The sequence below is a fragment of the Streptomyces sp. NPDC056361 genome, assembly GCF_042262805.1.
Lineage (GTDB): Bacteria > Actinomycetota > Actinomycetes > Streptomycetales > Streptomycetaceae > Streptomyces.
In genome coordinates this window covers 9,345-34,781 of the sequence record NZ_JBHJQI010000048.1, presented here as the reverse complement: position 1 = coordinate 34,781, position 25,437 = coordinate 9,345, and the positions used below count along the sequence as shown (strand labels likewise).

At 68.7% G+C, this 25,437-nt stretch carries 23 protein-coding genes; 7 read left to right on the top strand and 16 right to left on the bottom strand.

Features of this window, described 5'->3' with window-relative positions; translation table 11 throughout:
• The first annotated feature begins 11 nt into the window (after positions 1 to 11).
• From rplA to ACFCY7_RS17810, 6 genes are all read left to right on the top strand, one after another.
• Complete coding sequence (gene rplA / locus ACFCY7_RS17835) at positions 12 to 740, top strand: 50S ribosomal protein L1 (protein WP_352017067.1); 729 nt, start codon at positions 12 to 14, stop codon at positions 738 to 740.
• Positions 741 to 859: 119 nt separating this feature from the next.
• Positions 860 to 1,795: a hypothetical protein gene (locus ACFCY7_RS17830; protein WP_376485955.1), complete on the top strand. Its 936-nt coding sequence runs from the start codon at positions 860 to 862 to the stop codon at positions 1,793 to 1,795.
• Between the two features lie 247 nt (positions 1,796 to 2,042).
• Positions 2,043 to 2,573, top strand: coding sequence for a 50S ribosomal protein L10 (gene rplJ, locus ACFCY7_RS17825; RefSeq protein WP_030687887.1), 531 nt, complete (start codon positions 2,043 to 2,045; stop codon positions 2,571 to 2,573).
• Between the two features lie 111 nt (positions 2,574 to 2,684).
• Entirely contained in the window at positions 2,685 to 3,068 is a 384-nt protein-coding gene (gene rplL, locus ACFCY7_RS17820) for a 50S ribosomal protein L7/L12 (RefSeq protein WP_056552432.1), read from the top strand.
• Between the two features lie 548 nt (positions 3,069 to 3,616).
• Complete coding sequence (gene rpoB, locus ACFCY7_RS17815; RefSeq protein WP_376485953.1) at positions 3,617 to 7,099, top strand: DNA-directed RNA polymerase subunit beta; 3,483 nt, start codon at positions 3,617 to 3,619, stop codon at positions 7,097 to 7,099.
• A gap of 106 nt (positions 7,100 to 7,205) precedes the next feature.
• The gene (locus tag ACFCY7_RS17810) at positions 7,206 to 11,105 is read left to right on the top strand and encodes a DNA-directed RNA polymerase subunit beta' (protein ID WP_366304543.1); all 3,900 of its coding nucleotides are present in this window, start codon (positions 7,206 to 7,208) and stop codon (positions 11,103 to 11,105) included.
• A 71-nt stretch (positions 11,106 to 11,176) separates the two neighbouring features.
• Here ACFCY7_RS17810 and ACFCY7_RS17805 read toward each other — a convergent pair whose 3' ends face one another.
• The 14 genes from ACFCY7_RS17805 to ACFCY7_RS17740 all read right to left on the bottom strand — a co-directional run bounded on the left by ACFCY7_RS17805 (position 11,177) and on the right by ACFCY7_RS17740 (position 23,417).
• Positions 11,177 to 11,440, bottom strand: a complete 264-nt coding sequence (locus ACFCY7_RS17805) for a hypothetical protein (protein WP_376485950.1) — start codon at positions 11,438 to 11,440, stop codon at positions 11,177 to 11,179.
• Positions 11,427 to 11,660 carry a hypothetical protein gene (locus ACFCY7_RS17800; protein WP_017239547.1) on the bottom strand — a complete coding sequence of 78 codons (234 nt, stop codon included), beginning with the start codon at positions 11,658 to 11,660 and terminating at the stop codon, positions 11,427 to 11,429. The genes ACFCY7_RS17805 and ACFCY7_RS17800 overlap by 14 nt, the downstream gene beginning before the upstream one ends.
• A gap of 22 nt (positions 11,661 to 11,682) precedes the next feature.
• Positions 11,683 to 12,594: a peptidoglycan-binding protein gene (locus ACFCY7_RS17795; RefSeq protein WP_376485949.1), complete on the bottom strand. Its 912-nt coding sequence runs from the start codon at positions 12,592 to 12,594 to the stop codon at positions 11,683 to 11,685.
• 62 nt (positions 12,595 to 12,656) lie between these two features.
• The gene (locus ACFCY7_RS17790; RefSeq protein ID WP_376485946.1) at positions 12,657 to 13,055 is read right to left on the bottom strand and encodes an ATP-binding protein; all 399 of its coding nucleotides are present in this window, start codon (positions 13,053 to 13,055) and stop codon (positions 12,657 to 12,659) included.
• Between the two features lie 52 nt (positions 13,056 to 13,107).
• The gene (locus ACFCY7_RS17785) at positions 13,108 to 13,701 is read right to left on the bottom strand and encodes a hypothetical protein (RefSeq protein WP_376485944.1); all 594 of its coding nucleotides are present in this window, start codon (positions 13,699 to 13,701) and stop codon (positions 13,108 to 13,110) included.
• A complete protein-coding gene (locus ACFCY7_RS17780) occupies positions 13,701 to 14,807 on the bottom strand; it encodes a hypothetical protein (RefSeq protein WP_376485942.1) in 1,107 nt (368 codons plus the stop codon). The genes ACFCY7_RS17785 and ACFCY7_RS17780 overlap by 1 nt, the downstream gene beginning before the upstream one ends.
• 12 nt (positions 14,808 to 14,819) lie before the next feature.
• Complete coding sequence (locus tag ACFCY7_RS17775) at positions 14,820 to 15,956, bottom strand: hypothetical protein (protein WP_376485939.1); 1,137 nt, start codon at positions 15,954 to 15,956, stop codon at positions 14,820 to 14,822.
• Positions 15,957 to 15,988: 32 nt separating this feature from the next.
• Positions 15,989 to 17,179 carry a hypothetical protein gene (locus ACFCY7_RS17770; protein WP_376485937.1) on the bottom strand — a complete coding sequence of 397 codons (1,191 nt, stop codon included), beginning with the start codon at positions 17,177 to 17,179 and terminating at the stop codon, positions 15,989 to 15,991.
• A gap of 64 nt (positions 17,180 to 17,243) precedes the next feature.
• A complete protein-coding gene (locus ACFCY7_RS17765; RefSeq protein WP_376485935.1) occupies positions 17,244 to 18,437 on the bottom strand; it encodes a hypothetical protein in 1,194 nt (397 codons plus the stop codon).
• Positions 18,438 to 18,555: 118 nt separating this feature from the next.
• Complete coding sequence (locus ACFCY7_RS17760) at positions 18,556 to 19,479, bottom strand: phage tail protein (RefSeq protein WP_376485932.1); 924 nt, start codon at positions 19,477 to 19,479, stop codon at positions 18,556 to 18,558.
• Positions 19,480 to 19,545: 66 nt separating this feature from the next.
• Positions 19,546 to 20,799, bottom strand: coding sequence for a tape-measure protein (locus ACFCY7_RS17755; RefSeq protein WP_376485929.1), 1,254 nt, complete (start codon positions 20,797 to 20,799; stop codon positions 19,546 to 19,548).
• Positions 20,796 to 22,007, bottom strand: a complete 1,212-nt coding sequence (locus ACFCY7_RS17750; protein ID WP_376485928.1) for a phage tail protein — start codon at positions 22,005 to 22,007, stop codon at positions 20,796 to 20,798. The genes ACFCY7_RS17755 and ACFCY7_RS17750 overlap by 4 nt, the downstream gene beginning before the upstream one ends.
• Positions 22,008 to 22,035: 28 nt before the next feature.
• The gene (locus ACFCY7_RS17745) at positions 22,036 to 23,112 is read right to left on the bottom strand and encodes a hypothetical protein (protein ID WP_376485926.1); all 1,077 of its coding nucleotides are present in this window, start codon (positions 23,110 to 23,112) and stop codon (positions 22,036 to 22,038) included.
• Positions 23,113 to 23,204: 92 nt separating this feature from the next.
• Positions 23,205 to 23,417, bottom strand: a complete 213-nt coding sequence (locus tag ACFCY7_RS17740; RefSeq protein WP_376485925.1) for a hypothetical protein — start codon at positions 23,415 to 23,417, stop codon at positions 23,205 to 23,207.
• A gap of 304 nt (positions 23,418 to 23,721) precedes the next feature.
• Between ACFCY7_RS17740 and ACFCY7_RS17735 the strand changes: the two genes are divergently transcribed.
• A complete protein-coding gene (locus tag ACFCY7_RS17735) occupies positions 23,722 to 24,546 on the top strand; it encodes a hypothetical protein (protein WP_376485923.1) in 825 nt (274 codons plus the stop codon).
• Positions 24,547 to 24,574: 28 nt separating this feature from the next.
• Here ACFCY7_RS17735 and ACFCY7_RS17730 read toward each other — a convergent pair whose 3' ends face one another.
• Complete coding sequence (locus tag ACFCY7_RS17730; protein WP_376485920.1) at positions 24,575 to 24,880, bottom strand: hypothetical protein; 306 nt, start codon at positions 24,878 to 24,880, stop codon at positions 24,575 to 24,577.
• A 116-nt stretch (positions 24,881 to 24,996) separates the two neighbouring features.
• Positions 24,997 to 25,287 carry a hypothetical protein gene (locus ACFCY7_RS17725; RefSeq protein ID WP_376445361.1) on the bottom strand — a complete coding sequence of 97 codons (291 nt, stop codon included), beginning with the start codon at positions 25,285 to 25,287 and terminating at the stop codon, positions 24,997 to 24,999.
• Positions 25,288 to 25,437: the final 150 nt, after the last annotated feature.

Below are 25,437 nucleotides of genomic sequence, written 5' to 3'. Positions count from 1 at the left end.
CAGGAGAAGCAGTGAAGCGCAGCAAGGCTCTCCGCACCGCGGACGCCAAGGTCGACCGCGAGCGGAACTACGCTCCCCTCGAGGCCGTCCGCCTCGCCAAGGACACCGCCACCACGAAGTTCGACGGCACCGTCGAGGTCGCCTTCCGCCTGGGTGTCGACCCGCGCAAGGCCGACCAGATGGTCCGTGGCACCGTGAACCTTCCGCACGGCACCGGCAAGACCGCCCGGGTCCTGGTCTTCGCGACCGGTGACCGTGCCGAGGCCGCGATCGCCGCGGGCGCCGACATCGTCGGCTCCGACGAGCTCATCGACGAGATCTCCAAGGGCAACCGCCTGAACGAGTTCGACGCCGTGGTGGCCACCCCGGACCTCATGGGCAAGGTCGGCCGCCTCGGCCGCGTCCTCGGCCCGCGTGGTCTCATGCCGAACCCCAAGGTCGGCACCGTCACCCCCGATGTCGCGAAGGCTGTCAACGACATCAAGGGCGGCAAGATCGAGTTCCGCGTCGACAAGCACTCGAACCTGCACTTCATCATCGGCAAGGTCTCCTTCGACGAGACCAAGCTGGTGGAGAACTACGCCGCGGCTCTGGAGGAGATCCTCCGTCTGAAGCCGTCCGCCGCCAAGGGCCGCTACATCAAGAAGGCGACCCTGACGACGACGATGGGCCCCGGCATCCCGCTGGACTCCAACCGCACCCGCAACCTCCTCGTCGAGGAGGACCCGGCCGCGGTCTGAACCCCATCGGTTCACTGAGTGGTCAGCCGGCCCCCGCCTTTCTCACGAGAGGCGGGGGCCGGCTCTTTGTTACGGTTCGAGGAACCGCAAAGACGTGGATCAAGGGGTGGGGAACACTCATGAGCAAGTCCGCATGGAAGCGCGCGGGCGTCGCCCTGACGGCCCTGGCCGTCGTGACGGGCGTCGCGGGTTGTCAGGACGGCGACGCGAAGGCCGGCGGTACGAAGGCCGGCGGCACGCAGGCGGCCCCCGAGGCACAGACGCAGACCCTCGGAGACGCCACGAAGGCGATCCAGGCCGCGTACCGCAAGACCTCGGCCGCCAAGGCCGCCAAGGTCAAGATGACGATGAGCATGAAGGGCGCCGGCGCGGAGTCGGGCACCGTCGAGATGACCGGCATCCAGGGCTGGGCCCCGGCGTCGATGGACATCACGATGAAGGGCTCCATGCTGTCCGCGGGCGACCCGGACGCGCCCGAGCAGATGCGCATGATCATGCTCGACCAGGTCATGTACGTCGACATGGGAGCCAAGCAGGCCGCCGAGATGGACGGCAAGCGCTGGATGAAGCTGGACATGAAGGCCGCCGCGGACGCCTCCGGCAAATCGGCGATGCAGAACCCGTTCACCGGCGGCGGCCTGGACAACATGAACCAGGACCCGGCCCAGCAGCTCGCCCTGCTCCTCGACTCCCCGGACCTGAAGCACATCGGGGCCGAGAAGATCAACGGCATGGAGACCGAGCACTACAAGGGCACGCTCACCTTCGAGCAGATGCTCAAGGCCAACGAGTCGTCGAAGCTCCTGTCCAAGGAGGAGCACGACCAGCTCATCGCCAACGTGAAGAAGACGGGCCTCAAGGGCTACGACACCGAGCTCTGGGTGACCGAGGACGGCTACCCGGCGCGCATGGACATCGGCATGACCATGGCCGAGGGCACGATGAACGTGCGGGCCGACTACAGCGACTACGGCACCGAGATCGCCGTCCAGGCCCCGCCGGCCAAGGACACCGTCGACCTCTTCGAGATGCTGAAGGGCCTCGGCAAGGCCTGATTTGCCCCCGGGCGCCCCGGTCGCGTACGCTTCCACAGAAGCCAAAGACCGCTGGTCGTTGCTGTGCCCTTACCGGGTGCGGTGGCCGAAGGATCCGCTGACAACGGACGACCCGCGCAGGTGACTGTGGAAGGTTCCCGGACTTGGTCCGGTCGAGCTAAGCCCCGTGCGCCTGCGCCCGGGGCGTTTTGTTTTGTTCAGCCACCTTCTGAGCGGTCCTCATCACCCGGAAGGAGGCCGAAGCACTATGCCGACGCCCAACAAGGCTGCATCGGTGGCCGAGCTCAAGGACGCGTTCCAGAGCTCCAACGCCGCCGTGCTGACCGAGTACCGGGGTCTCACCGTGGCGCAGCTCAAGACGCTGCGTCGTTCGCTCGGTGAGAACGCCCAGTACGCCGTGGTGAAGAACACGCTGACCAAGATTGCGGCCAACGAGGCCGGGATCACCGCACTGGACGAGCACTTCGCTGGTCCGACCGCGGTCGCCTTCGTCACCGGTGACCCGGTGGAGTCGGCGAAGGCCCTGCGTGACTTCGCCAAGGAGAACCCGAACCTCATCATCAAGGCTGGTGTCCTTGACGGTAAGGCTCTCTCCGCCGACGACATCAAGAAGCTTGCGGACCTCGAGTCCCGCGAGGTTCTGCTCAGCAAGCTGGCCGGCGCGTTCAAGGGCAAGCAGTCTCAGGCTGCCTCGCTCTTCCAGGCGCTGCCGTCGAAGTTCGTCCGCACCGCGGAAGCGCTTCGCGTCAAGCTCGCCGAGCAGGGCGGTGCCGAGTAATTCGGCTCGCGCATTGATCCGTGCCGCCTAGTGCACGGGTCGTAGCGGGCCGTTACGCCCGCCTCTATAGACACATCGGCACCTGCCGAATTAGTGGAAGGATCGCCCATCATGGCGAAGCTCTCTCAGGACGACCTCCTCGCCCAGTTCGAGGAGATGACCCTCATCGAGCTCTCCGAGTTCGTTAAGGCGTTCGAGGACAAGTTCGACGTCACCGCCGCCGCGGCCGTCGCCGTTGCCGGCCCGGGTGCCCCGGTCGCCGGTGCCGAGGCCGTCGAGGAGCAGGACGAGTTCGACGTCATCCTCGAGGGTGCCGGCGACAAGAAGATCCAGGTCATCAAGGTCGTGCGTGAGCTCACCTCCCTGGGCCTGAAGGAGGCCAAGGACCTCGTCGACGGCACCCCGAAGCCGGTCCTCGAGAAGGTCGCGAAGGAGGCCGCCGAGAAGGCTGCCGAGTCCCTCAAGGCCGCCGGCGCCTCCGTCACGGTCAAGTAAGACCGTTTCGAGTCGCTGAAGCTGACTCCTGCTCCCGTGTAACGCGGGAGCAGCCAAAGGCGATCACCCTTGTGGGTGGTCGCCTTTCGGCGTTCCCCGGGAAGGGCGTGGCGGGGTCCTTGAGGGCCGCCGGAAGCGGAGTATGGTGATCTTCGCCGTGCGCCCCGCACACCGGGGGGCCTTGACGAACCGCACGCAGCGCGCAATTCTCAGGACGCGTCGTCACAACGATCCGATTCCGAGGCATGGATCGACGACTGAACGGGCAGTATCGAGGTGCGCCGCACGGCGCGAGTAGCGCGGAGTTGAGAGCAACGAGGGTCGCGAAGAACTCGCCCTGGACATCAGTGAGCCAAGTGGCTACACTGACCCTTTGCGCTGCCTGTTAGCTGCCTCCTGCCCGTCACCAGGGGCATACCTTCGCATCCGCTTCGTCGACAGACCCCGTCTGACCTGGCCTTTTAGCCATTTCAGGAAATGTCCGACGCGAAGCGCTGCTGGGGACCGGTACGCGCGTAGTGAGTCCGAGCCCTCGGAAGGACCCCCTCTTGGCCGCCTCGCGCAACGCCTCGACCAATACGAACAACGGCGCAAGCACCGCCCCGCTGCGCATCTCCTTTGCAAAGATCAAGGAGCCCCTCGAGGTTCCGAACCTCCTCGCGCTGCAGACCGAGAGCTTTGACTGGCTGCTCGGCAATGCCGCCTGGAAGGCTCGCGTCGAGGCTGCCCTTGAGTCGGGACAGGACGTCCCCAGGAAGTCCGGTCTGGAGGAGATCTTCGAGGAGATCTCCCCGATCGAGGACTTCTCCGGGTCGATGTCGCTGACCTTCCGCGACCACCGCTTCGAGCCGCCGAAGAACTCGATCGACGAGTGCAAGGACCGTGACTTCACGTACGGCGCCCCGCTCTTCGTCACCGCCGAGTTCACGAACAACGAGACCGGCGAGATCAAGTCCCAGACGGTCTTCATGGGCGACTTCCCGCTCATGACCAACAAGGGCACCTTCGTCATCAACGGCACCGAGCGTGTCGTCGTGTCGCAGCTCGTCCGCTCGCCGGGCGTCTACTTCGACTCCTCGATCGACAAGACGTCCGACAAGGACATCTTCTCCGCCAAGATCATCCCGTCCCGGGGTGCCTGGCTGGAGATGGAGATCGACAAGCGCGACCTGGTCGGTGTCCGCATCGACCGCAAGCGCAAGCAGTCCGTCACCGTGCTGCTGAAGGCTCTCGGCTGGACCACCGAGCAGATCCTGCAGGAGTTCGGCGAGTACGAGTCCATGCGCGCCACCCTGGAGAAGGACCACACCCAGGGCCAGGACGACGCGCTGCTCGACATCTACCGCAAGCTGCGTCCGGGCGAGCCGCCGACCCGTGAGGCCGCTCAGACGCTGCTCGAGAACCTCTACTTCAACCCGAAGCGCTACGACCTCGCGAAGGTCGGCCGCTACAAGGTGAACAAGAAGCTCGGCGCCGACGAGCCGCTGGACGCCGGCGTGCTCACCACCGACGACGTCATCGCCACGATCAAGTACCTGGTCAAGCTCCACGCGGGCGAGACCGAGACGATCGGCGAGAACGGCAACGAGATCGTCGTCGAGACCGACGACATCGACCACTTCGGCAACCGTCGTCTGCGCAACGTCGGCGAGCTCATCCAGAACCAGGTCCGCACGGGTCTGGCTCGTATGGAGCGCGTCGTCCGCGAGCGGATGACCACCCAGGACGTCGAGGCGATCACGCCGCAGACCCTGATCAACATCCGGCCGGTCGTCGCCTCCATCAAGGAGTTCTTCGGCACCAGCCAGCTGTCGCAGTTCATGGACCAGAACAACCCGCTGTCGGGTCTGACGCACAAGCGTCGTCTCTCGGCGCTGGGTCCCGGTGGTCTGTCCCGTGAGCGGGCCGGCTTCGAGGTCCGAGACGTGCACCCGTCCCACTACGGACGCATGTGCCCGATCGAGACCCCCGAAGGCCCGAACATCGGTCTGATCGGTTCGCTCGCCTCGTACGGCCGCGTCAACGCGTTCGGCTTCATCGAGACGCCGTACCGCAAGGTCGTCGACGGCCAGGTCACCGACGAGGTCGACTACGTCACCGCCGACGAGGAGGACCGCTTCGTCATCGCGCAGGCCAACGCCGCGCTCAACGACGACCTGCAGTTCACCGAGCCCCGTGTCCTGGTGCGTAAGCGTGGCGGCGAGGTCGACTACGTCGAGCCGTCGGACGTGGACTACATGGACGTCTCGCCGCGCCAGATGGTGTCGGTCGCGACCGCCATGATCCCGTTCCTCGAGCACGACGACGCCAACCGTGCCCTCATGGGCGCGAACATGATGCGTCAGGCCGTCCCGCTGATTAAGTCGGAGGCCCCGCTCGTCGGCACCGGCATGGAGTACCGCTGCGCCACCGACGCCGGCGACGTGCTCAAGGCCGAGAAGGACGGTGTCGTCCAGGAGCTCTCCGCGGACTACGTCACCGTCGCCAACGACGACGGCACGTACATCACGTACCGCCTGCACAAGTTCTCCCGCTCCAACCAGGGCACCTCTGTGAACCAGAAGGTCGTCGTGGACGAGGGCGACCGCGTCATCGAGGGCCAGGTCCTCGCCGACGGTCCCGCCACCGAAGACGGCGAGATGGCGCTCGGCAAGAACCTGCTCGTGGCGTTCATGCCGTGGGAGGGCCACAACTACGAGGACGCGATCATCCTGTCGCAGCGCCTCGTGCAGGACGACGTCCTCTCCTCGATCCACATCGAGGAGCACGAGGTCGACGCCCGTGACACCAAGCTCGGCCCGGAGGAGATCACCCGGGACATCCCGAACGTCTCCGAGGAGGTCCTCGCGGACCTCGACGAGCGCGGCATCATCCGCATCGGTGCCGAGGTCGTCGCCGGCGACATCCTGGTCGGCAAGGTCACGCCCAAGGGCGAGACCGAGCTGACCCCGGAGGAGCGCCTGCTCCGCGCGATCTTCGGTGAGAAGGCGCGCGAGGTCCGCGACACCTCGCTGAAGGTGCCCCACGGCGAGATCGGCAAGATCATCGGCGTGCGCGTCTTCGACCGCGAGGAGGGCGACGAGCTTCCCCCGGGCGTGAACCAGCTGGTCCGCGTCTACGTCGCCCAGAAGCGCAAGATCACCGACGGTGACAAGCTCGCCGGTCGTCACGGCAACAAGGGCGTCATCTCGAAGATCCTCCCGATCGAGGACATGCCGTTCCTCGAGGACGGCACCCCGGTCGACATCATCCTCAACCCGCTGGGTGTCCCGTCCCGAATGAACCCGGGACAGGTCCTGGAGATCCACCTCGGCTGGCTCGCCAGCCGCGGCTGGGACGTCTCCGGTCTCGCGGACGAGTGGGCGCAGCGCCTCCAGGCGATCGGCGCCGACCAGGTCGCCCCCGGCACCAACGTCGCGACCCCGGTCTTCGACGGTGCGCGTGAGGACGAGCTCGCGGGTCTGCTCCAGCACACCATCCCGAACCGCGACGGCGAGCGCATGGTGCTCCCGACCGGCAAGGCGAGGCTGTTCGACGGCCGCTCCGGCGAGCCGTTCCCGGACCCGATCTCCGTCGGGTACATGTACATCCTCAAGCTGCACCACCTGGTCGACGACAAGCTGCACGCGCGTTCGACCGGCCCGTACTCGATGATCACCCAGCAGCCGCTGGGTGGTAAGGCCCAGTTCGGTGGCCAGCGCTTCGGTGAGATGGAGGTGTGGGCGCTGGAGGCATACGGCGCCGCGTACGCCCTCCAGGAGCTGCTGACGATCAAGTCCGACGACGTGACCGGCCGCGTGAAGGTCTACGAGGCCATCGTCAAGGGCGAGAACATCCCTGAGCCCGGCATCCCCGAGTCCTTCAAGGTGCTCATCAAGGAGATGCAGTCCCTGTGCCTCAACGTGGAGGTGCTGTCCTCGGACGGCATGTCCATCGAGATGCGCGACACCGACGAGGACGTCTTCCGCGCAGCGGAGGAGCTCGGCATCGACCTGTCCCGGCGCGAGCCGAGCAGCGTCGAAGAGGTCTGACGGGAGTCCGGCCCGGGGACTCGGTGACACACCGAGTCCCCGGCCGGCCCCAGGACCCCCGTATCAGACCCCACAGCCTTACAACCCTGAGAGGGATTGACGCATAGTGCTCGACGTCAACTTCTTCGACGAGCTCCGGATCGGTCTGGCCACCGCTGACGACATCCGTCAGTGGAGCCACGGCGAGGTCAAGAAGCCGGAGACCATCAACTACCGCACGCTCAAGCCCGAGAAGGACGGACTCTTCTGCGAGAAGATCTTCGGTCCGACCCGGGACTGGGAGTGCTACTGCGGCAAGTACAAGCGCGTCCGCTTCAAGGGCATCATCTGTGAGCGGTGTGGCGTCGAGGTCACCCGCGCCAAGGTGCGCCGTGAGCGGATGGGCCACATCGAGCTGGCCGCCCCCGTCACCCACATCTGGTACTTCAAGGGCGTTCCGTCGCGCCTTGGCTACCTGCTCGACCTCGCCCCGAAGGACCTCGAGAAGGTCATCTACTTCGCGGCGTACATGATCACGTACGTCGACGACGAGCGCCGTACGCGTGACCTGCCCTCGCTGGAGGCGCACGTCTCCGTCGAGCGCCAGCAGATCGAGAACCGTCGCGACTCCGACCTGGAGGCCCGCGCCAAGAAGCTCGAGAACGACCTCGGCGAGCTCGAGGCCGAGGGCGCCAAGGCCGACGTGCGCCGCAAGGTGCGCGAGGGTGCCGAGCGCGAGATGAAGCAGCTGCGCGACCGCGCGCAGCGCGAGATCGACCGTCTGGACGAGGTCTGGTCCCGCTTCAAGAACCTCAAGGTCCAGGACCTGGAGGGCGACGAGCTCCTCTACCGCGAGCTGCGTGACCGCTTCGGCACGTACTTCGACGGTTCGATGGGTGCCGCGGCGCTGCAGAAGCGCCTGGAGTCCTTCGACCTGGAGGAGGAGGCCGAGCGCCTCCGCGAGATCATCCGTACCGGCAAGGGCCAGAAGAAGACCCGTGCGCTCAAGCGCCTCAAGGTCGTCTCCGCGTTCCTGCAGACCGCGAACAGCCCCAAGGGCATGGTTCTCGACTGCGTGCCGGTCATCCCGCCGGACCTGCGTCCGATGGTGCAGCTGGACGGTGGCCGCTTCGCGACCTCCGACCTGAACGACCTGTACCGCCGCGTGATCAACCGCAACAACCGTCTGAAGCGTCTGCTCGACCTCGGTGCCCCCGAGATCATCGTGAACAACGAGAAGCGGATGCTCCAGGAGGCGGTCGACGCCCTCTTCGACAACGGCCGTCGCGGTCGCCCGGTCACGGGCCCCGGCAACCGTCCGCTGAAGTCCCTCAGCGACATGCTGAAGGGCAAGCAGGGTCGTTTCCGTCAGAACCTGCTCGGCAAGCGTGTGGACTACTCCGCGCGTTCCGTCATCGTCGTCGGTCCGCAGCTGAAGCTGCACCAGTGCGGTCTGCCGAAGGCCATGGCGCTGGAGCTCTTCAAGCCGTTCGTGATGAAGCGCCTGGTCGACCTGAACCACGCGCAGAACATCAAGAGCGCCAAGCGGATGGTCGAGCGCGGCCGCACGGTCGTGTACGACGTCCTCGAAGAGGTCATCGCCGAGCACCCGGTTCTGCTGAACCGTGCGCCCACGCTGCACCGCCTCGGCATCCAGGCCTTCGAGCCCCAGCTGGTCGAGGGCAAGGCCATCCAGATCCACCCGCTCGTCTGCACCGCGTTCAACGCGGACTTCGACGGTGACCAGATGGCCGTGCACCTGCCGCTCTCCGCGGAGGCGCAGGCCGAGGCCCGCATCCTGATGCTGTCCTCGAACAACATCCTGAAGCCCGCCGACGGCCGTCCGGTCACGATGCCGACCCAGGACATGGTCCTCGGTCTGTTCTTCCTGACCACCGACGGTGAGCTCCGTGACACCAAGGGCGAGGGCCGCGCGTTCGGCTCCACGGCCGAGGCGATCATGGCGTTCGACGCCGGCGAGCTCGCGCTCCAGTCGGAGATCGAGATCCGCTTCCCCGTCGGCACCGTCGCTCCCCGTGGCTGGGTTCCCCCGGTCGCCGAGGAGGGCGAGCCGGAGTGGCAGCAGGGTGACTCGTTCCGTCTGCGGACGACCCTGGGCCGCGCGCTCTTCAACGAGCTGCTGCCCGAGGACTACCCGTTCGTCGACTACTCCGTCGGCAAGAAGCAGCTCTCCGAGATCGTCAACGACCTCGCCGAGCGCTACCCCAAGGTCATCGTGGCGGCGACGCTCGACAACCTGAAGGCGGCCGGCTTCTACTGGGCGACCCGCTCCGGCGTCACCGTGGCCATCTCCGACGTCGTCGTTCCCGAGGCGAAGAAGGAGATCGTCAAGGGCTACGAGGCGCAGGACGAGAAGGTCCAGAAGCAGTACGAGCGCGGTCTGATCACCAAGGAAGAGCGCACGCAGGAGCTCATCGCGATCTGGACCAAGGCGACCAACGAGGTTGCCGAGGCGATGAACGCGAACTTCCCGCGGACGAACCCCATCTTCATGATGGTTGACTCGGGTGCCCGAGGAAACATGATGCAGATGCGTCAGATCGCCGGTATGCGTGGTCTGGTGTCCAACGCCAAGAACGAGACGATCCCGCGTCCCATCAAGGCGTCGTTCCGCGAGGGCCTCACCGTCCTCGAGTACTTCATCTCCACGCACGGTGCCCGTAAGGGTCTCGCCGACACCGCCCTGCGTACCGCCGACTCGGGTTACCTGACCCGTCGTCTGGTGGACGTCTCGCAGGACGTCATCATCCGCGAGGAGGACTGCGGCACCGAGCGCGGTCTGAAGCTGCGGATCGCGGCGAAGGACGAGGCGGGTGTCCTGCGCAAGACGGACGACGTCGAGACCTCCGTGTACGCGCGGATGCTCGCCGAGGACGTCGTCGTCGACGGCAAGGTCATCGCGCCGGCCAACGTCGACCTGGGTGACGTGCTCATCGACGCCCTGGTCAACGCGGGCGTCGAGGAGGTCAAGACCCGCTCGGTCCTGACCTGTGAGTCCGCCGTCGGTACCTGTGCGTTCTGCTACGGCCGTTCGCTCGCCACCGGCAAGCTGGTCGACATCGGTGAGGCGGTCGGCATCATCGCCGCCCAGTCCATCGGTGAGCCCGGTACCCAGCTGACGATGCGTACCTTCCACACCGGTGGTGTGGCCGGTGACGACATCACCCAGGGTCTGCCGCGTGTCGTCGAGCTCTTCGAGGCGCGTCAGCCCAAGGGTGTCGCCCCGATCTCCGAGGCGGCCGGTCGCGTCCGCATCGAGGAGACCGAGAAGACCAAGAAGATCGTCGTCACCCCGGACGACGGCACCGACGAGACGGCGTTCCCGATCTCGAAGCGTGCCCGTCTGCTCGTGGGCGAGGGCGACCACGTCGAGGTGGGCCAGAAGCTCACCGTGGGTGCCACCAACCCGCACGACGTGCTCCGGATCCTCGGTCAGCGCGCGGTCCAGGTCCACCTGGTCGGCGAAGTCCAGAAGGTCTACAACTCGCAGGGCGTGTCGATCCACGACAAGCACATCGAGATCATCATCCGGCAGATGCTGCGCCGCGTGACGATCATCGAGTCCGGCGACGCGGAGCTCCTGCCGGGCGAGCTGGTCGAGCGGTCGAAGTTCGAGACCGAGAACCGTCGTGTGGTCACCGAGGGCGGTCACCCCGCCTCCGGCCGTCCGCAGCTGATGGGTATCACCAAGGCCTCGCTCGCCACCGAGTCGTGGCTGTCGGCGGCGTCCTTCCAGGAGACGACCCGAGTCCTGACGGATGCGGCGATCAACGCCAAGTCCGACAGCCTCATCGGCCTCAAGGAGAACGTCATCATCGGTAAGCTCATCCCGGCCGGTACGGGTCTGTCCCGCTACCGCAACATCCGGGTCGAGCCGACCGAGGAGGCCAAGGCCGCGATGTACTCGGCCGTCGGCTACGACGACATCGACTACTCGCCGTTCGGCTCGGGCTCCGGCCAGGCCGTTCCGCTGGAGGACTACGACTACGGTCCGTACAACCAGTAAGCAGTGCGAAACCGAAGGGCGGTCACCCCGTGTGGGGTGGCCGCCCTTCGGCGTTCCTCCGGAGAGGGGGATCAGCGCGCGGCCAGTTCCCAGACCGCCAGGAGGACGCCCGCGCTCGCCGTCAGCGCGGCGATGCTGGCCACCGGCCAGCGGGCGCGTTCCAGGGAGTCGAGGCGGGCCTCGTGGTCGGCGAGCTGCTTGTCGGTCTGGTCGCTGCGCTGGACGAGCAGCGCGAGCGAGCCGTCGACGCGGGCGAAACCGGCCTCCAGCGTGCCCCGGAGCCGTTCCAGTTCGAGGGCGACGGCGACGGGGTCGTTCGGGTCAGACTCGGTCATCGGCACCGCCCGGGGTGCTGCGCAGCCAGGAAGGCAGCAGGTTCTGCACCAGGTCGAGGGCCATCACCCGGGCCAGCCCGCCGGCGACGGCCAGCGCCCCCGCGACCCAGGGGAGGGTCGCGGGGATGCCGGAGGCGTCGACGATCGCGGGCAGGACGACGGCGATGCCGACGGCGGACTGGAGGACGGTGCGGGCCGTGCGCTTGGCGGCATCGGACATCGGTGTGCTCCTTGGTGGGGGGTTACTTCGTGAAGGGGACCTTGAGGGCGTTCCAGGACGCGGCGCCGGGGACGCCGTCCGCGTCGGAGCCGCGGAAGCCGAGCTTGTGCTGCCACTTCGCGTAGCTGAGCCGGTCGGCCTCGCCCCAGCGGGGGCTGGGGCCGACGGTGTACGCGGAGCAGCCCTCGGCGACGAGGCGGCGGCCCATGGCCGTGATGATCGGGGAGCTCGTCTCCTTGCGGAAGAACGAGGAGCCCGGGAACGGCTGGAGGCGGGGGGCGGCCGGCTTGCCGGCGGCGGGGGCGTTCTTGACGGGTGCCTTGCCGAGCCGGGCCTGGACCCGGTCGCGCATCGTCGGCATCCCGAAGCCCTTGGGGTCGCTCTTCCAGTCGGACCACTCCAGGTGGCCGATGACGGACTTGGCGCCCCACTCGTGGGCCCGGCAGAGGGCGGCGGAGACCCGCTCGATGGCGTCGAGCTGGGCGGCCGGCCAGGGGTCGGAGCCGTTGCCGAGGTTGATGCACTCGAAGCCGTAGAAGCGGGCGTTGCCGTCGACGGCGTTGGAGCTGCCCTGGTGCTCGCGCGGGACGGGCGGGCGATCGCCGTACGCCTCGGTGACGACGGCCCGGAGGACCGACGGGTCGCCGCCGCCGGCGTGGTTGGCACGGCCGGAGGCGACGAGATGGACGGAGCCGTCCTTGGCGATCACACCGTGGCAGAGCGGGCCCGGCAGGCCGTCGTAGCCGTTGTAGCAGAGCTCGACGGAGGAGGCGGTGCCGCTGGAGACGGTGTGGTGGATCATCACGCCGGTGACCGGGCCCCAGGCTCCCGCCTGGTTGCGGTTGTGGGTGCGCCAGCCGGGGTGCTCGACGACGTTGACGCCTTCGGCGCGGAGTGCGGCGAGGAACCGGTCCGCGGACAGGGGAGTGGCCATCTGGTGTCCTCCAGGCATGAAAAAAGCCCGCGCTGCGGCGGGCGTGCGGGTGGGGCAGGGGGTTACGGGAGCGGCTCGGGCTCCGGGACCGGCTGCTGCGCGGCCGGGTCCCAGGCTGCGCAGAGGGCGGCGTAGTTCGCGCGGCGGGTCTCGAAGTCGGCGAGCGCGGCGGCGACGGCCCGCTGGACGGCGGTCGGGTCGGGCACGGCGGGGACGCCGTCCTTGGCATGGACGGTGGCCACGCCGTAGCCGCGCAGGGCGGCGTCACCCGTGCCCGGCTTGGCGAACTCCGCGGTGATGTTCACCGACGGGTACTCGCCGGTGAACGGGTCGCGCTCCAGGGTGTAGCCGAGCCCGTTGTCGAAGACGCGGATGGTGATGGTGTGCCCTTGCTCGGTGATGGTGGCGCGGCCGGCGTAGTCGATGGCCACGCCCCAGGGCAGGGTGGGGTCGATGTTCATGGTGTGCTCCTCGACGGCCTTGTCGGCCTGGTCGGCGGGGGTGGGCGGAAGGTCAGGTCTGGGTGCCGTACATGCAGACGGGCTGGGCGTACACCGTGCCGGAGGCGCTGGTGACCTGGGCGTGGATCTCGACGGTCATGACCTTGCCGAACTTGTTCGGCAGGTCGACCGGGAGGAGACCGGTGTAGTCGAACGACTGTCCGGCGTTCACGGTCGGGCCGAACTGCTGGCCGTCGACCATGACCTTCACCTGGCCGGTCGCGCCGCTGGACGCCTTCGTCACCATCGCCAGCCGCATCTTGGGCTGCCAGACCGGGTTGAAGGACTGGGCGATGGGGGTGAAGGCCGCCGTGTTCGTGGTGGACGGCCACTTCGCCACGTTCACGTGGTCCACCGGCGGCATCAGCTGGAGCCACGGCCTGGCGAGGCCGCCGGTGGTGATGTCGTCCGCGAAGATCTCGTGGTTGTAGCCGTCGAAGACCCGCAGGATCGGCTTGGTGAGGGGCGCGGCCTGGGCCGGCGGCTGAGGCGGGACGGGCCGGATCTCGTTGAGCGGAGGGCGGGTGTTGACCGCGGTGGACAGCACCTGGATCCGGCGCTCCATCTGGACCAGGCGGTCGATGATGTTCTCGGGCAGCAGGGCCATCAGCGCTCCAGGAGTGCGAGGTCGGCGGTGTCGGGACGGCCTCGCTCGGCCGGCCGGACCTTGACTCCGACGATGCGGAAACGGGCGTCGAGGCCCGTCGGGTGCCATTCGTCGGTGATACGGATGCGGGCGGTGCGCCCGAGGAGCGTCGGCGGGACGATCCCGTCGAGCCGGACGCTGATCTCGGGGATCTGCACGGAGCCCCACGGAGTGTCGACCTCGGTCTGGGCGAGCGCGTTCAGCGTGGCCTTGTCGCTGATCTCGTTGTGGTCCGAGGACAGGTCGATCTGGGGCCACACGTCCGGCAGCGGCGTCAAGGGCACCTTGATGTCGGACAGTGTCGGCCGGGACTCGGTGCCCGCGTTGCCGTTGGTCGAGGCGCCGCGGGCCAGGGCGTGGGTGCCGCCGCGGGTGGCGTCGTCCGGGATGGAGTACGACAGGATCGTGCCGGGCCGGTCGAAGAGCACGTCGGTGGCGCCGGTGCGGATGGGCGCGCCGAGCTTGAGCCGGCGGACCCGGGTGCCGTCATCCGGGTTGCGGTAGACCTGGATCTGGTACTCCAGGCCCTGGGCGCCGAGCTGGTCGAGGGCTTCCTGGTAGCCGGTCTCGTCGCCGTACCGCCAGGAGCCGGTCCGCAGGATGCCGGACAGCTCCTCCGGGTCACCGATGTCGATCTTGCTGGTGCCCAGGCCGGCCGAGAGGCTGCCCCAGAGGCCGCGGGCGATGGTGAACTGATCGGTCGGCTGGCTGTAGACGGACTCGAAGTCGTTCGTACGGATGCGGCGGCGGGCCGCGTACGAGTCGAAGGTGGAGGCCTGGATTCCCAGGGTCAGCACGCCCCGGCCACTGGACTGCAGGTTGGTGGTCCAGATGATGCCGCCCCACCACAGGTCGCCGCCGCGCTCCAGGTAGACGGTGGTGCGGCCGGGCTTGATGCGGTGGGCCCGCTCGGCGATGGTGCGGTCGGGGATGGGGACGGTGCCGGACAGGGAACCGGCGCGGCCGATGTAGTCCTCGAACGACACGTCCTTCAACGGCAGGATGTCGAGGGTCGTGTCGGTCCAGAGGTCGCAGAAGATGGCCCGGTAGGGCGTGTCGATTGCCATGGGACAGCCCCCTTACAGGACGTAGGTCGCGGAGATGCGCACGTTCCGGCCGGCGACGAGGGCGCCGTTGGACGACCAGGTGCGCAGATTGACCTGACCGCTGGTCGAGACGTAGGCACCGCCGTTGCCGAAGCCGTCGCAGGCGGAGGCCTCGTAGTCCATGGCCGGGCGCCATCCGCTGGGCAGGGTGCACAACGGCTCGTCGGTGATGTTGCCGGCGCTGTCGGCGTTGATGGTGGCGCCGTTGCGGGTGACGGTGATCAGGACGGTCGCGAGGCCCCGGGTGCGGCGGGCGGAGAAGGCCACGACCGTCCAGCCGGTCAGTGCGGTCGTGGCGCTCGTGGTGGTCTCCACCTCCACCGGCGGCTGGTAGTTCACCCAGGCCGTGCCGCTCCAGCGCTGGAGGACGCCGTAGTTGTCGCGGAACTGGCCCGCGTACGTGCCGGCCGAGACCGTGCCGCTGGGGGCGACACCGCCGATCTCCTTCGGGTACGCGACCCAGCCCAGGCCGTCCCAGCGCTGGAGGAAGTGGGCGTTGTCGTTGTCCTGGTACTGGCCCGGGTAGGAGCCGGGGACACCGGCGTTGTTGTAGACGGGCAGGATGCCGCCCACGCCGACCAGGGTGGTGCGCAGGTCGGTCGAGGCGCCGCCCGCCCAGTCGATGCCGCCGGTGCCGGCCGACGCCCCGGCCTTCACCTTGACGGAGAAGAGCGGGAGGGACAGCGGGGGCGCGGCCGGGGCGTCCGGCTGCGCCTTCGGCTGGCCCTTGACGATCTCCAGGACGGCCTCGTTGCGGGTGAGGCTGTCGAACTCGTCGTCGTACACGCGCAGGACGACGAGGTCGATGCGCGGGTTGAGCGGGTCGCCGTCGCCGAAGGTGAGGACGGTGTCCGCGTCGAGGGTGACGGGGTACGCCCCCTGGTTGCTCGGGCCCTGGATGACGGCCCGGCCCGCGTACACGGTCGCCGTCATCGGGCCGCTGGTGCTCATCCAGAGGCCGCCGACCCGGAACTTGCCGTCGATCGTGCCGGGCAGGATGCCGGAGCGCGAGGCGAGCGGGTTGACCGGGGTGGTGGCGCCGTGGGCGGTGAGGCGGGTGGTGACACGGGTCTGGCCGGTCGGCGGGAGCCAGCCGCTGCGCAGTGCCATGGTGTTCTCCTGTCGGGTGGGTGGGTCCGGGACTACGGCAGCGGGTCGACCTTGATGAACGTGTTGTCGAAGCCGGCCTTGAGGGTGAGGGTGTTGGTGATGACCCGGAAGAAGGCGGTGAGCGTGTACGTCTGACCCGCGGTCAGGTTGGAGTAACGGCGGGTGTTGGCCAGCGAGATCATGTTCGCGCTGGCGCCGATCACCGCGTAGTCGTCCTCCAGGTCGTTGACGACCGTCGCGCCCTGGGTGAGCTTGAGCGCCATGTACGCGTAGTGGTCGTTGCTCGACGACTTCATCTTGGCGCCGAAGCTGACGGCGACGGATCGCGACGGCGGGGCGACGAAGCTGACCGTGAGCGGGTTCGTGGAGCGGCCCGCGAGCGTCGAGGTGTACGTGATCGAGGTGGTGTCGCCGTAGTCGCCGTTGTCGACGAAGGCACCGACCGCCACGGCCGGGATCCACGCCGAACCGTTCCAGCGCTGGAGCTGGCCGCTCGCCGTGTCGCGGTACTGGCCGGTGTAGCTCGCCGGCGTGGCGGAGGCGGTGTTCGGGATGATGCCGCCGAGCGCCGCCGGGTACGGGACCCACTTGCCGCCGTCCCAGCGCTGGAGCGAGTTGGCCGCGTCCTGGTACTGGCCCGGGTAGGTGCCGGGGCCGGTCGCCCCCTCGGCCGGGAGGATGCCGCCGAGCGAGACGACCGTGCTGCGCAGGTCCTTGAGCGCGGTGTTCCACGGGATGCCGCCGTTGCCCGCGCTGGCGCCGGCCGGGACCGTCACCTCGTACAACGGCAGGCAGCGGGCCGGGATGAGCGGGACCTTCGGGGTCTGTTCCGGGGTGCCCTGGATGACCTCCAGCTTCGCCTCGGTCTTCGTCGAGGAGTCGTAGAGGGTGTCGTAGATCTTCAGGACGATGACGTCGATGCGGCTGTACTGGGCGTTGCCCGGCGTGAAGGTGACGGCCGTGGCGACCGGCAGCGTCACCGGGTAGGCGCCCTGCGTGATGTCGCCCTGGATGACGGCGCGGCCTTCGGAGACCGTGGCCGTCATGGCGCCGGCGCCGAAGGTCCAGAAGCCGGCCAGCCGGAAGGCGCCGTCGTAGGAGCCGGGCAGGACGCCGGAGCGGACCTGGACGGGGTTCTGCATCGTGGTGACACCGACCTGGGTGAGACGGGTGTCCTCGCGGGTCTGGCCGGTCTCGGCGACCCAGCTGCTGCGCAGGTTCATGGGGTTTCTCCGTTCGAGGAATCGAGGCGGGGGAGGGACGGGATCGGGAGTCGATCCGCTGGGATCAGGACCTGATCCACTCGGCCGAGAGGTTGCAGGAGTAGCCGCCGCCGCCGAGGGTGCGCACCGGGGTCGGGACCGTCTGGTACGCGGAGAGCTGGACCGTGCTGCCGGCGGTGAGCTTGATGAGGCCCTGGCCGCCGACGACGACGGGGCCGCCGCCCGCGGGCGTGAGCCAGGTCATCCGGGGCACGCCGACACCGCCGACGACGACCCGGGTGCCGCGCATGCCCTCGAAGGAGTCGCTGCTCCAGGCGGTGTGGCCGGAGACGCGCCACCAGCCGGTGCGGGGCACGGTGAAGGTGTCGGTCCCGTTCCAGCCGTTGAAGTCGTCGATGTCGACGGTCTGGAGGGTGACCGGGGTCCACACGGCGAAGGGGATGGACTGGTAGGACGTCTGCGAGGCGCTGAACAGGATCGTCGCCTTGCCCTCGGCGTACTGCCAGGCGGTGCCGTCCCAGCGCTGGAGCACTCCGGCGTTGTCCCGGAACTGGCCGGCGTACGAACCGGTCGTCACCGTGCCGTGCGGCGCGATGCCGCCGATCGCCTTGGGGTACGAGACCCAGGTCGAGGTGACGCCGTCCCAGCGCTGGAGCAGCCCGGCGGTGTCCCGGTACTGGCCGGTGTACGCGCCCTTGAAGCCGCTGGTGGGCATGATCCCGCCGAGCGCGACGACCGCCCAGTGCTGGGTGGTGACCGCGGTGGTCCAGTTCACGCCGCCGGTGCCGGCCGAGGTGCTCTTCGGGACCCGGATCGTGTAGAGCGGGAGGGTGCTGCCGGCGCCGCTCGCCGGGGCGACGGGGTTGGCCGCGGGGGTGCCCTTGACCAGCCGCACCACGGCCTCGGTGGTGGCGCCCTGGTCGTAGGAGCCGTCCACGACGGCCAGTTCGATCAGGTCGATCCGGTCGTACTGCGCGTCGCCGTCCCCGAGGGTGAAGCTCTCCGGGGCGGTGACGGCGACGAGGTAGGAGCCCTGGGCGGTGTCCTTGCCCTGGAGGATCGCGCGACCGGTGCCGATGGTGCACTGCATCGGGGTGCTGCCGGTCAGCACGAAGCCGCCGGGCACGATGCCCGACCGCGAGCGCAGCGGGGTCTCCTCGGGGCTCTGGCCGCTGGGGGTGAGCAGGGCGGCGAGGGTCAGACGGGTTTCCTCGCGGGTCTGGCCGGTGGACTGGAGCCAAGCGGCGCGTACGGTCATGGGGTCACCTCTCCGGAAGGGGTCGGGTCGGTCGGGGTGGAGGAACGGCCAGGGGCCGGCGGCGACCACGCCGTGGCGTGCTCTCCGCCGGCCCCGGGGGACGGTCACCGCGGGGCGGTCACCATTCGGCGCTGCGCCAGCGCACCGTCATCAGGGAGGCGGCGGTGCCCTCCTCGGGCCGGAAGGACAGGTCGGTCCGGCCGGGCTCCAGGACGAACAGCTCCTCCGGGGTGGAGTCGGCCATCGCGGTGTGCAGGCGGGAGGCCGAGTTGTTGAGCATGACCGTGCCCGCGCGGGTGTCGACGGTGAGCTCGTCGCCGTCGGCCAGGTCGATCGCGTACCGCAGGCGGCGCCGCGTGATGCGTTCGGTGACGGCCGGCATGGAGCACGGGCCGCGGAAGACGATCACCGGGTGGCAGGGGGCCGAACCGGTGTTGTCGATGACGACGTCACCGGTGCTCGTCGCGGTGCCCCAGCCGAGCGGCCAGGTCAGCGGCCAGGTGAGGCCCGACTCCGGCTGCGGGGGAGTGGTCGAGACGTTCTGCTCGACGACGCCGTACCGGCGGGGGTCGGTGGCCAGCCACTGCACGGACATGCGGGAGCTGCCCTGGGTGGCGAAGCCCTGGTCGGCGGGGACCACGCGCTGGGCGATCCGGGCGCGTACGGCGAGCAGTTCGCCGTGCAGCCGGACGGTGAGCCAGCGCTCCTCGTCGAGCAGGGCGAACGCCTGCCGCAGCGCGCGGACGGCGCTGGCCGTGCCGCTGAACTCCGGCATCAGCACGATCGTGCCGCCGACCTTGCGCGGCTTGGCGAACCGGGCACCCGGCCAGGCGCCGTGCGAGGTCGGCCGGTCGGCGTCGGAGGAGTCGTACTCGGGCAGGTCCTCCCAGCCGGTCAGGCCGGACTTGTCGACGGCGAAGGGAGTGCCGGGACCGATCAGGAGCCCGGCCCACTGCATCTGCCCGTCCTGGGTGATCAGCGAGCCGGGCGCGAGGTCGGCGATGTAGGGGTTTCCGGCGTACGGGGTCGTGGTCTCGGCCATGGGGCCGTCACCTCACTTGGGATGGGGTCAGCGGTGGGCGGACGCGCGCGGGTCGAGCGCGGGCGTTCAGCGAGCGGCGGTGGCGAGGAACAGCAGGTCCTCGGCGGTCGACCGGGGGCTCGCGCCGGGCTCCTCGTGGAAGTCCCGGACGTAGTGCGGCCGGGGAGCCGGCTCGGTGAGCGCCGGGACACGACGGTTCTCCAGCTGGGAGAGCGAGTCGATGCGGTAGTCGTCCGCGCTTCCGGGGGAGACGATGCCGCCCTCGGCGAGCATCGGGAGCTTGTCGAGTTCGACGCCGAACTTCTTGCCGGTGAACGGGATTTCGAAGCTGAGCTTGTTGAGCCCGTCGATGATCCAGTTGACGAAGGCGATCAGACCGTTGATCGGTCCCTTCACGACACCGATGACCGCGCTCAGCGCGCCCTTGACCAGGTCGCCGATGCCCCGCAGGGCGTTGCTCACGGCGTCCTTCGCGGTCCGGAAGAAGCCGGGGATCTTGTCGGTGATCCAGTCGGAGACCGGCTTGACGGCGGTCTTGATGCCGCCGATGGTCCGGGACGCGATGCCGCGCAGCGCGTTCGACGCCGAGGACACGGCGGAACCGATCTTCGAGATCCCGCCGATCACCGATCCGACGATCTTGAGCCCGGTCTTGAAGACGGTCAGGTACGCCTTGACGTACGTGCCCACGGCCTCGCCGAGGCCCTTCATGAACGGCTGGATGAACTTCCAGACCGCCTGGAAGCCCTTCAGCGCCTGCTGGAGCACCTGCTTGATGATCCGCTGACCGGTCTCGGAGTTGACGGCCAGTTCGATCAGGTACGCGGCGATGGGCACGATCAGGCCGACGAGGAAGCCGAGCGGGTTGGCCCGCATGGCGACGTTGACGCCTGTCATGGCGATCGAGGCGATGGTCATCACGACGCCGAAGGTGTCCATCAGGCCGGAGATGACGTCCGTGATGGGCAGCAGCGGCAGCAGGATGCCGAGGATCATCCCGGCGCCGGAGCCGATCTTCCCGGCGGCGATGCGGGCCTTGCCGGCGGCGGCGCCGATCCGCTTGACCCTGGGCGGTGCGGTGGACTGCTTGATCTTGGTGACGGCGGTGGCGGCGCCGGAGGCGTTCGAGCCGAGGGTGCGGAGGGAGGTGCCGGAGCCCTTGGCCGTGGCGGCGAGGGCGCCGATGCCGCTCGCCGCCCGCTGGACGTCCTGCCGCAGGTTCTTCAGCGCGCCGCTCGCTCCGCCGAGCCCCTGCCGCAGGGTGTTCATCGGCGCGATGGCCACCTGGAACCGGGGCATGGCGACGAGCGCGGCACTCATGCGCGTGCTCCTCGCGCCTTCACGAGGTACATGAGCGCGTCGGCGGTGGAGTGCGGGTCACTGTTCCGGGCCGCGTGGTAGTGCTCGATGTGCAGGCCGGGCCCTGCCGCGCCGCCCTGGGGGCCGACCTGGCCCGCGCGGGCCCGGCGGGCCGTGAGGGCGAGCAGCCGGTCCAGCTTGGACAGCGGCAGGACGGCCTCGGCTTCGCCGGCCTCGGCGAGGATCGCCGGGACACCGCCGTGGCGGGGCATGACGACACCACCGGTGGCGAGCATCGGGATGGTCGGCAGATTGACGCCGAAGGTCTTGCCGCCGACGACCGGGACCCAGCCGGGGACGCTGACCTTGACGCGGTTGAGGCTGCCGATCATCGAGTTGATGAGGCCGATGACCGCGTTGATCGGGCCCTTCACACCGCTTTTGATGCCGTCGAACGCCCGGGACGCGATGTCCTTGAGGCCGTTCCAGATGGACGACATCTTGTCCTTGACCGCGCTGAAGGCCTGCGGGATCGCGGACTTGATCCAGTTCACCACCGGGGTGATGACGGCCTTGATGCCGTTCCAGACGGCGCTGATGACGCTCTTGATCGCGTTCATCACCGTGGTGATGACCGTCTTCCAGATCTTCACGTACGTCTTGATGACCGTGGCGACGGCCTTCACGACGGTGGAGATCGCCTTCTTGATGCCGTTCCAGACCGTCTTGATCAGGGCGCCGGCCTGCTTCATGATCGGCCCGATGGCCTTCATGACCGAGCTGATCACGGTCTTGATGGCGCTGAACGCCTTCTTCATGACCGTCTGCATCGTCTTCGAGCGCATCGCCATCTCGACGATCGTCTCGATCAGCGGCATGAAGAGTTCGAGCAGCCGGACCAGGAAGTTGCCCTTCATGGACTTGTTGAGCTTGTCCTGGCCCTTTGAGGCCTTGCCGGCGCCGGACTCGTACTTGCCGAGCTTGCCGCCGGCCGACTGAGCGGTGTCGCCGGCCTTCTTCATCGCCCGCTCGGCCTGCTCCGAGGCCGTCTTCAGGTTCTTGAGCTGGGTGCCGGAGCCCTGGGCGGCGGTCTTGAGGTTCTTGAGCTGGCCGTTCGCCGCCTTGCCGGCGTCGCCGACCTTCTTGACCGAGGTGCCGGCACCGGACGCCTGGGTCTTGAGGTTGCCGAGGGCGGTGGACGCGTTCTTGAGGTTTCTTACGAGAGACATGGGTTACCTCCTTTCGGGGTGAGTCGGATCAGGCGGGGTTCATCTGGGAGTTGAGCTCACGGACCGCGTCCGCGAACCCGCGCATGTGCCTTGTCAGGGTCGTGGTGTGCTGGGCGAGTTCCCCCGCCTTCTGGGCGGCGGGGCCCAGGGCCGCGGCCGTGGGGACCTGGGTCGGGTCGAAGTTGTTCATGGCGAGCTTGAGCTTGCCGATGGCCTTGGCGAACGCCGTGGTCTTCTTGGGGTCGGAGTAGGTCACCCCTTCGTTGATCTTGCCCAGGGCCTTGGCGACGAGCGGCGTCTGCGTCGTATCGACGGCCTCGCCGAGCTTCTTGACCGCATCGGCGATCTTCGTCGCCTTGGTCAGGCTCGGCATGCCGCGCAGGTTGCGCTTGAAGTCCGGCGCGTGGCTGTTGAACTTCTGCAGTTCGGGGTTCAGGCTGGTGAGCTGTCCGCGCAGGGCGTCGAAGTTGGCGCCCGCGGGGATGTCGGCGATGCCGCCGGTGCCTTCCCACTGCCGCCTCTCACGTGCCTCGACCTGGCCGCGCTGCTGCCTGCTCCAACCGCCGTCGGCGTTCCTGCTCCAGATAGGTCGCTCATCGCGTGGTATCTGAGCGTTTCCGGCTCGATTGCGGGTCTGTATGTTTCGCGAGACGTTGACGGCCAAGCCCTTGATGGCGGGGAGCAGCACGAGCAGGACGCCGCCCACGATGGCCGCGAGCAGCCACTGCCACCACTTGACCTGACCGTCCTCCTTGCTCTCGAACCACTTCTCGAGCGCGGGGGCGAAGGCGCCGAGGGGCGTGGCCTCCAGGAACTCGGTCCACGGGTTCTTGGTGGCCTCGGTGTGGATGTCCTTGATCTGCTTGAGGGCCTCGGCGAAGAAGCTCCGGATGAAGTTCTCCGTGGTGATCATCGGGTTGTCGTTGATGAGGTGCCGCTTGAGCTCGGAGCCCACCTCCTTCGCCGTCGTCTCGACGAAGGGTTTCTTCTCGGCCTCCTCCTTGTTCGGGTTGGGGGCCTGGTACTTGAGTTCTTCGGTCTTCTTGAGCAGGGAGTTCTTGAACTCTGTGATCTCTTTGGAGAGCTCCGGGATTGTTTCTGCCATGGGTTGCTCCGCTTCCGGCCCGTGGGGGCCAAGCGCCGAAAAGCCCCTGCCGGTGGCGGCAAGGGCTCGTTCGTGCGGGGGCAGCCGGGGCGCTAGGCGTCCTGGTCCAGTCGGGGGGCGCGGCGCGTCGTCGCGAGGGCGTCGTTCCAGCCGGCGGCGTACGCGAGGGTCTCGCAGCGGGAGACCTCGGCGTACAGCGTGCCGAGCAACGCTCTCTTGTCGAGGGCGACGGGTCCGTCGAGGAGCTGGCGGAGGCGGTCCTGGAGAGGGATCTGCGGTTGCGATGCCTCGGCCTGCTGGGTCATGGACGCCTGCCTTCCGGTTGCTTGCCCGTGCGTGTGTGGCGGCGCCGCGGAGTGAGGGGCGGGGGCACCACGTGTTCGAACTGTTGTGCGAACAGAGTGTGGAGCATCTGTTCGATGTTTGTCGAGCGGGAAACGCCTGACGATGTGTCTTCTTGCGCGTTTTCCGAACGTGTTGGCGGCTGAAACGGTCATGAGTTCGACCGGGTAACCTGGAGGATGCGCTCCCCGGACCGGACCACCTAGGGGGGCGAGGGGCGCGAGGGGCGCGCGGGGACCCCAGGGGGCTGGAAGGCAGTACTGACGCATGGATACGGAGCCGGGCGCTGGCCGCCGGGAGCGGGTCGTCGACTGGCTCGCGGCCCACCCCGATCTGCCCCACCTCTTCGCTTATCTCTCGGAGCTCGTCCACGTCTCCGGGTACGCCCCGGACGAACTCGTCGTGATCCCCAGGGCCGAGGTCGACCGCCGCGAGACCGCCGCGTTCACCGCCGGCTGGGCCGAGGCCGTGTCGGACGAACTCCCGCGCATCCGCAGGGAGTACGAGAAGCGCGTGGCCGACGCCTACGCCCAGGGTCAGGGTGACGCGCGTGGAATCCGCCGCCCCCAGCGCCGTACGGACGCGGGCCAGGAGGGCGGCGCCCGGGTCATCGCGCTGCCCTTCGCCCGGCTCCTCGAACCGCCCGCGGCCGTCGTCGAGGCCGAGGAGCGCGTGCGCAGGGAACGCGAGCTGTTCGAACAGCGGGCCGAAACCGGGCCGCGGGCCGAGCCGGGTCGGCGAACCGACGCCGGGCAGCAGGCCGGAACCGAGCCGGAGCCCGAGCACCAGAAGGAACCCGAGCCCGACCCGGAGCCGGACGTCCTCGTGACCGCCCAGGAGAGCCGGGCCCGCCGGAACGTCCAGCCGGTGCGGAAGGTCGTGCGCGGCAAGGGCGGCCGGCCGATCGTGCCGCCGCTGGCCGGGGTGCCCGTCCAGGCCGGACCGCCCGCCGACCGCCGCGACGGCGACCCGGGCGACCCGGACGCGCGCGCGAGCAGGGGGCGGAGGCTGTCCGACCGGGCCAGGGCCCTGGAGAAGGACATGACCGCCGAACGAGCACGGGAAGAAGCGCCCCCGGAGCCCACTCCCTGACGGGAAGGGGCTCCGGGGGCCGCGGGGATCAACCGAAGAAGCGTGCGAGCGCCTGGGGGGAGATGCTCTCGCCCTCGGTGGACGGGCTCTGCCCGTCCTGGTCCGCCTGCTCTCCGTCCTCGTCCTCGGCGGAGTCGCCCGGACGGGGAACGGGCGTCGGTGCCTCCGGCGGGTCGGAGTCCTCGCCTTGGTTGACACAGGCGAACATCCAGTTCGACATGGCCAGATGGTCCACCGTGGCCGCGAGCAGATGGTCGGTGACCGACCACTCGGCGGCCTCGCCGTGCAGGTCGCGATGGACGGCGCTGTCCCGCGGCAGGTGCTTGATCAGCACCAGGAGGCGACGACTGGAGAGCTCGCCGCGGTGCCAGTCGAGGAGGTCGACCCCGTAATGGCGGATGAAGTCCGCCTCAAGGGCCTCGGCGTGTTCGTCGACGAACTCGACGAGGCTCAGTCTTCCCCCAGGCCGAGCCCGGTCTCCTTGCCGTAGGCCTCAAGGATTGCGGCGATGTCCTGCATGGTGACGTCGTGCTGCTCGAAGCGGGAGAACTGCTCCTCACCCATCAGGAGTGCGAGCAGGCCGTCCACGTCGTTGTCGTCGAGCTTGCGCAGCGCCTTGGCGGTGGCGCGGCTGAGCTCGGTCGGAAGGGTGTAGGCCTCGCCGTCCAGCTCGAAGGACCACTTGCGACCGTGGGCCTCCTGTCGCTGGGCGCGGGCGGCGTTGACGTCGAAACGGGCCATGGTGATGCGTACTCCTTGTTCGGATGCGTGAAGAGGAGAGGGGTGGGGCGGGACGGCGGGGTGGCGGGGCCCCCCCCGGGGGGAGGGGTGAAAAGGTGGCGGGGTAAAGGGGGTGAAAAATATGTTAATTGGACCCCCGCGTTGCGAGCC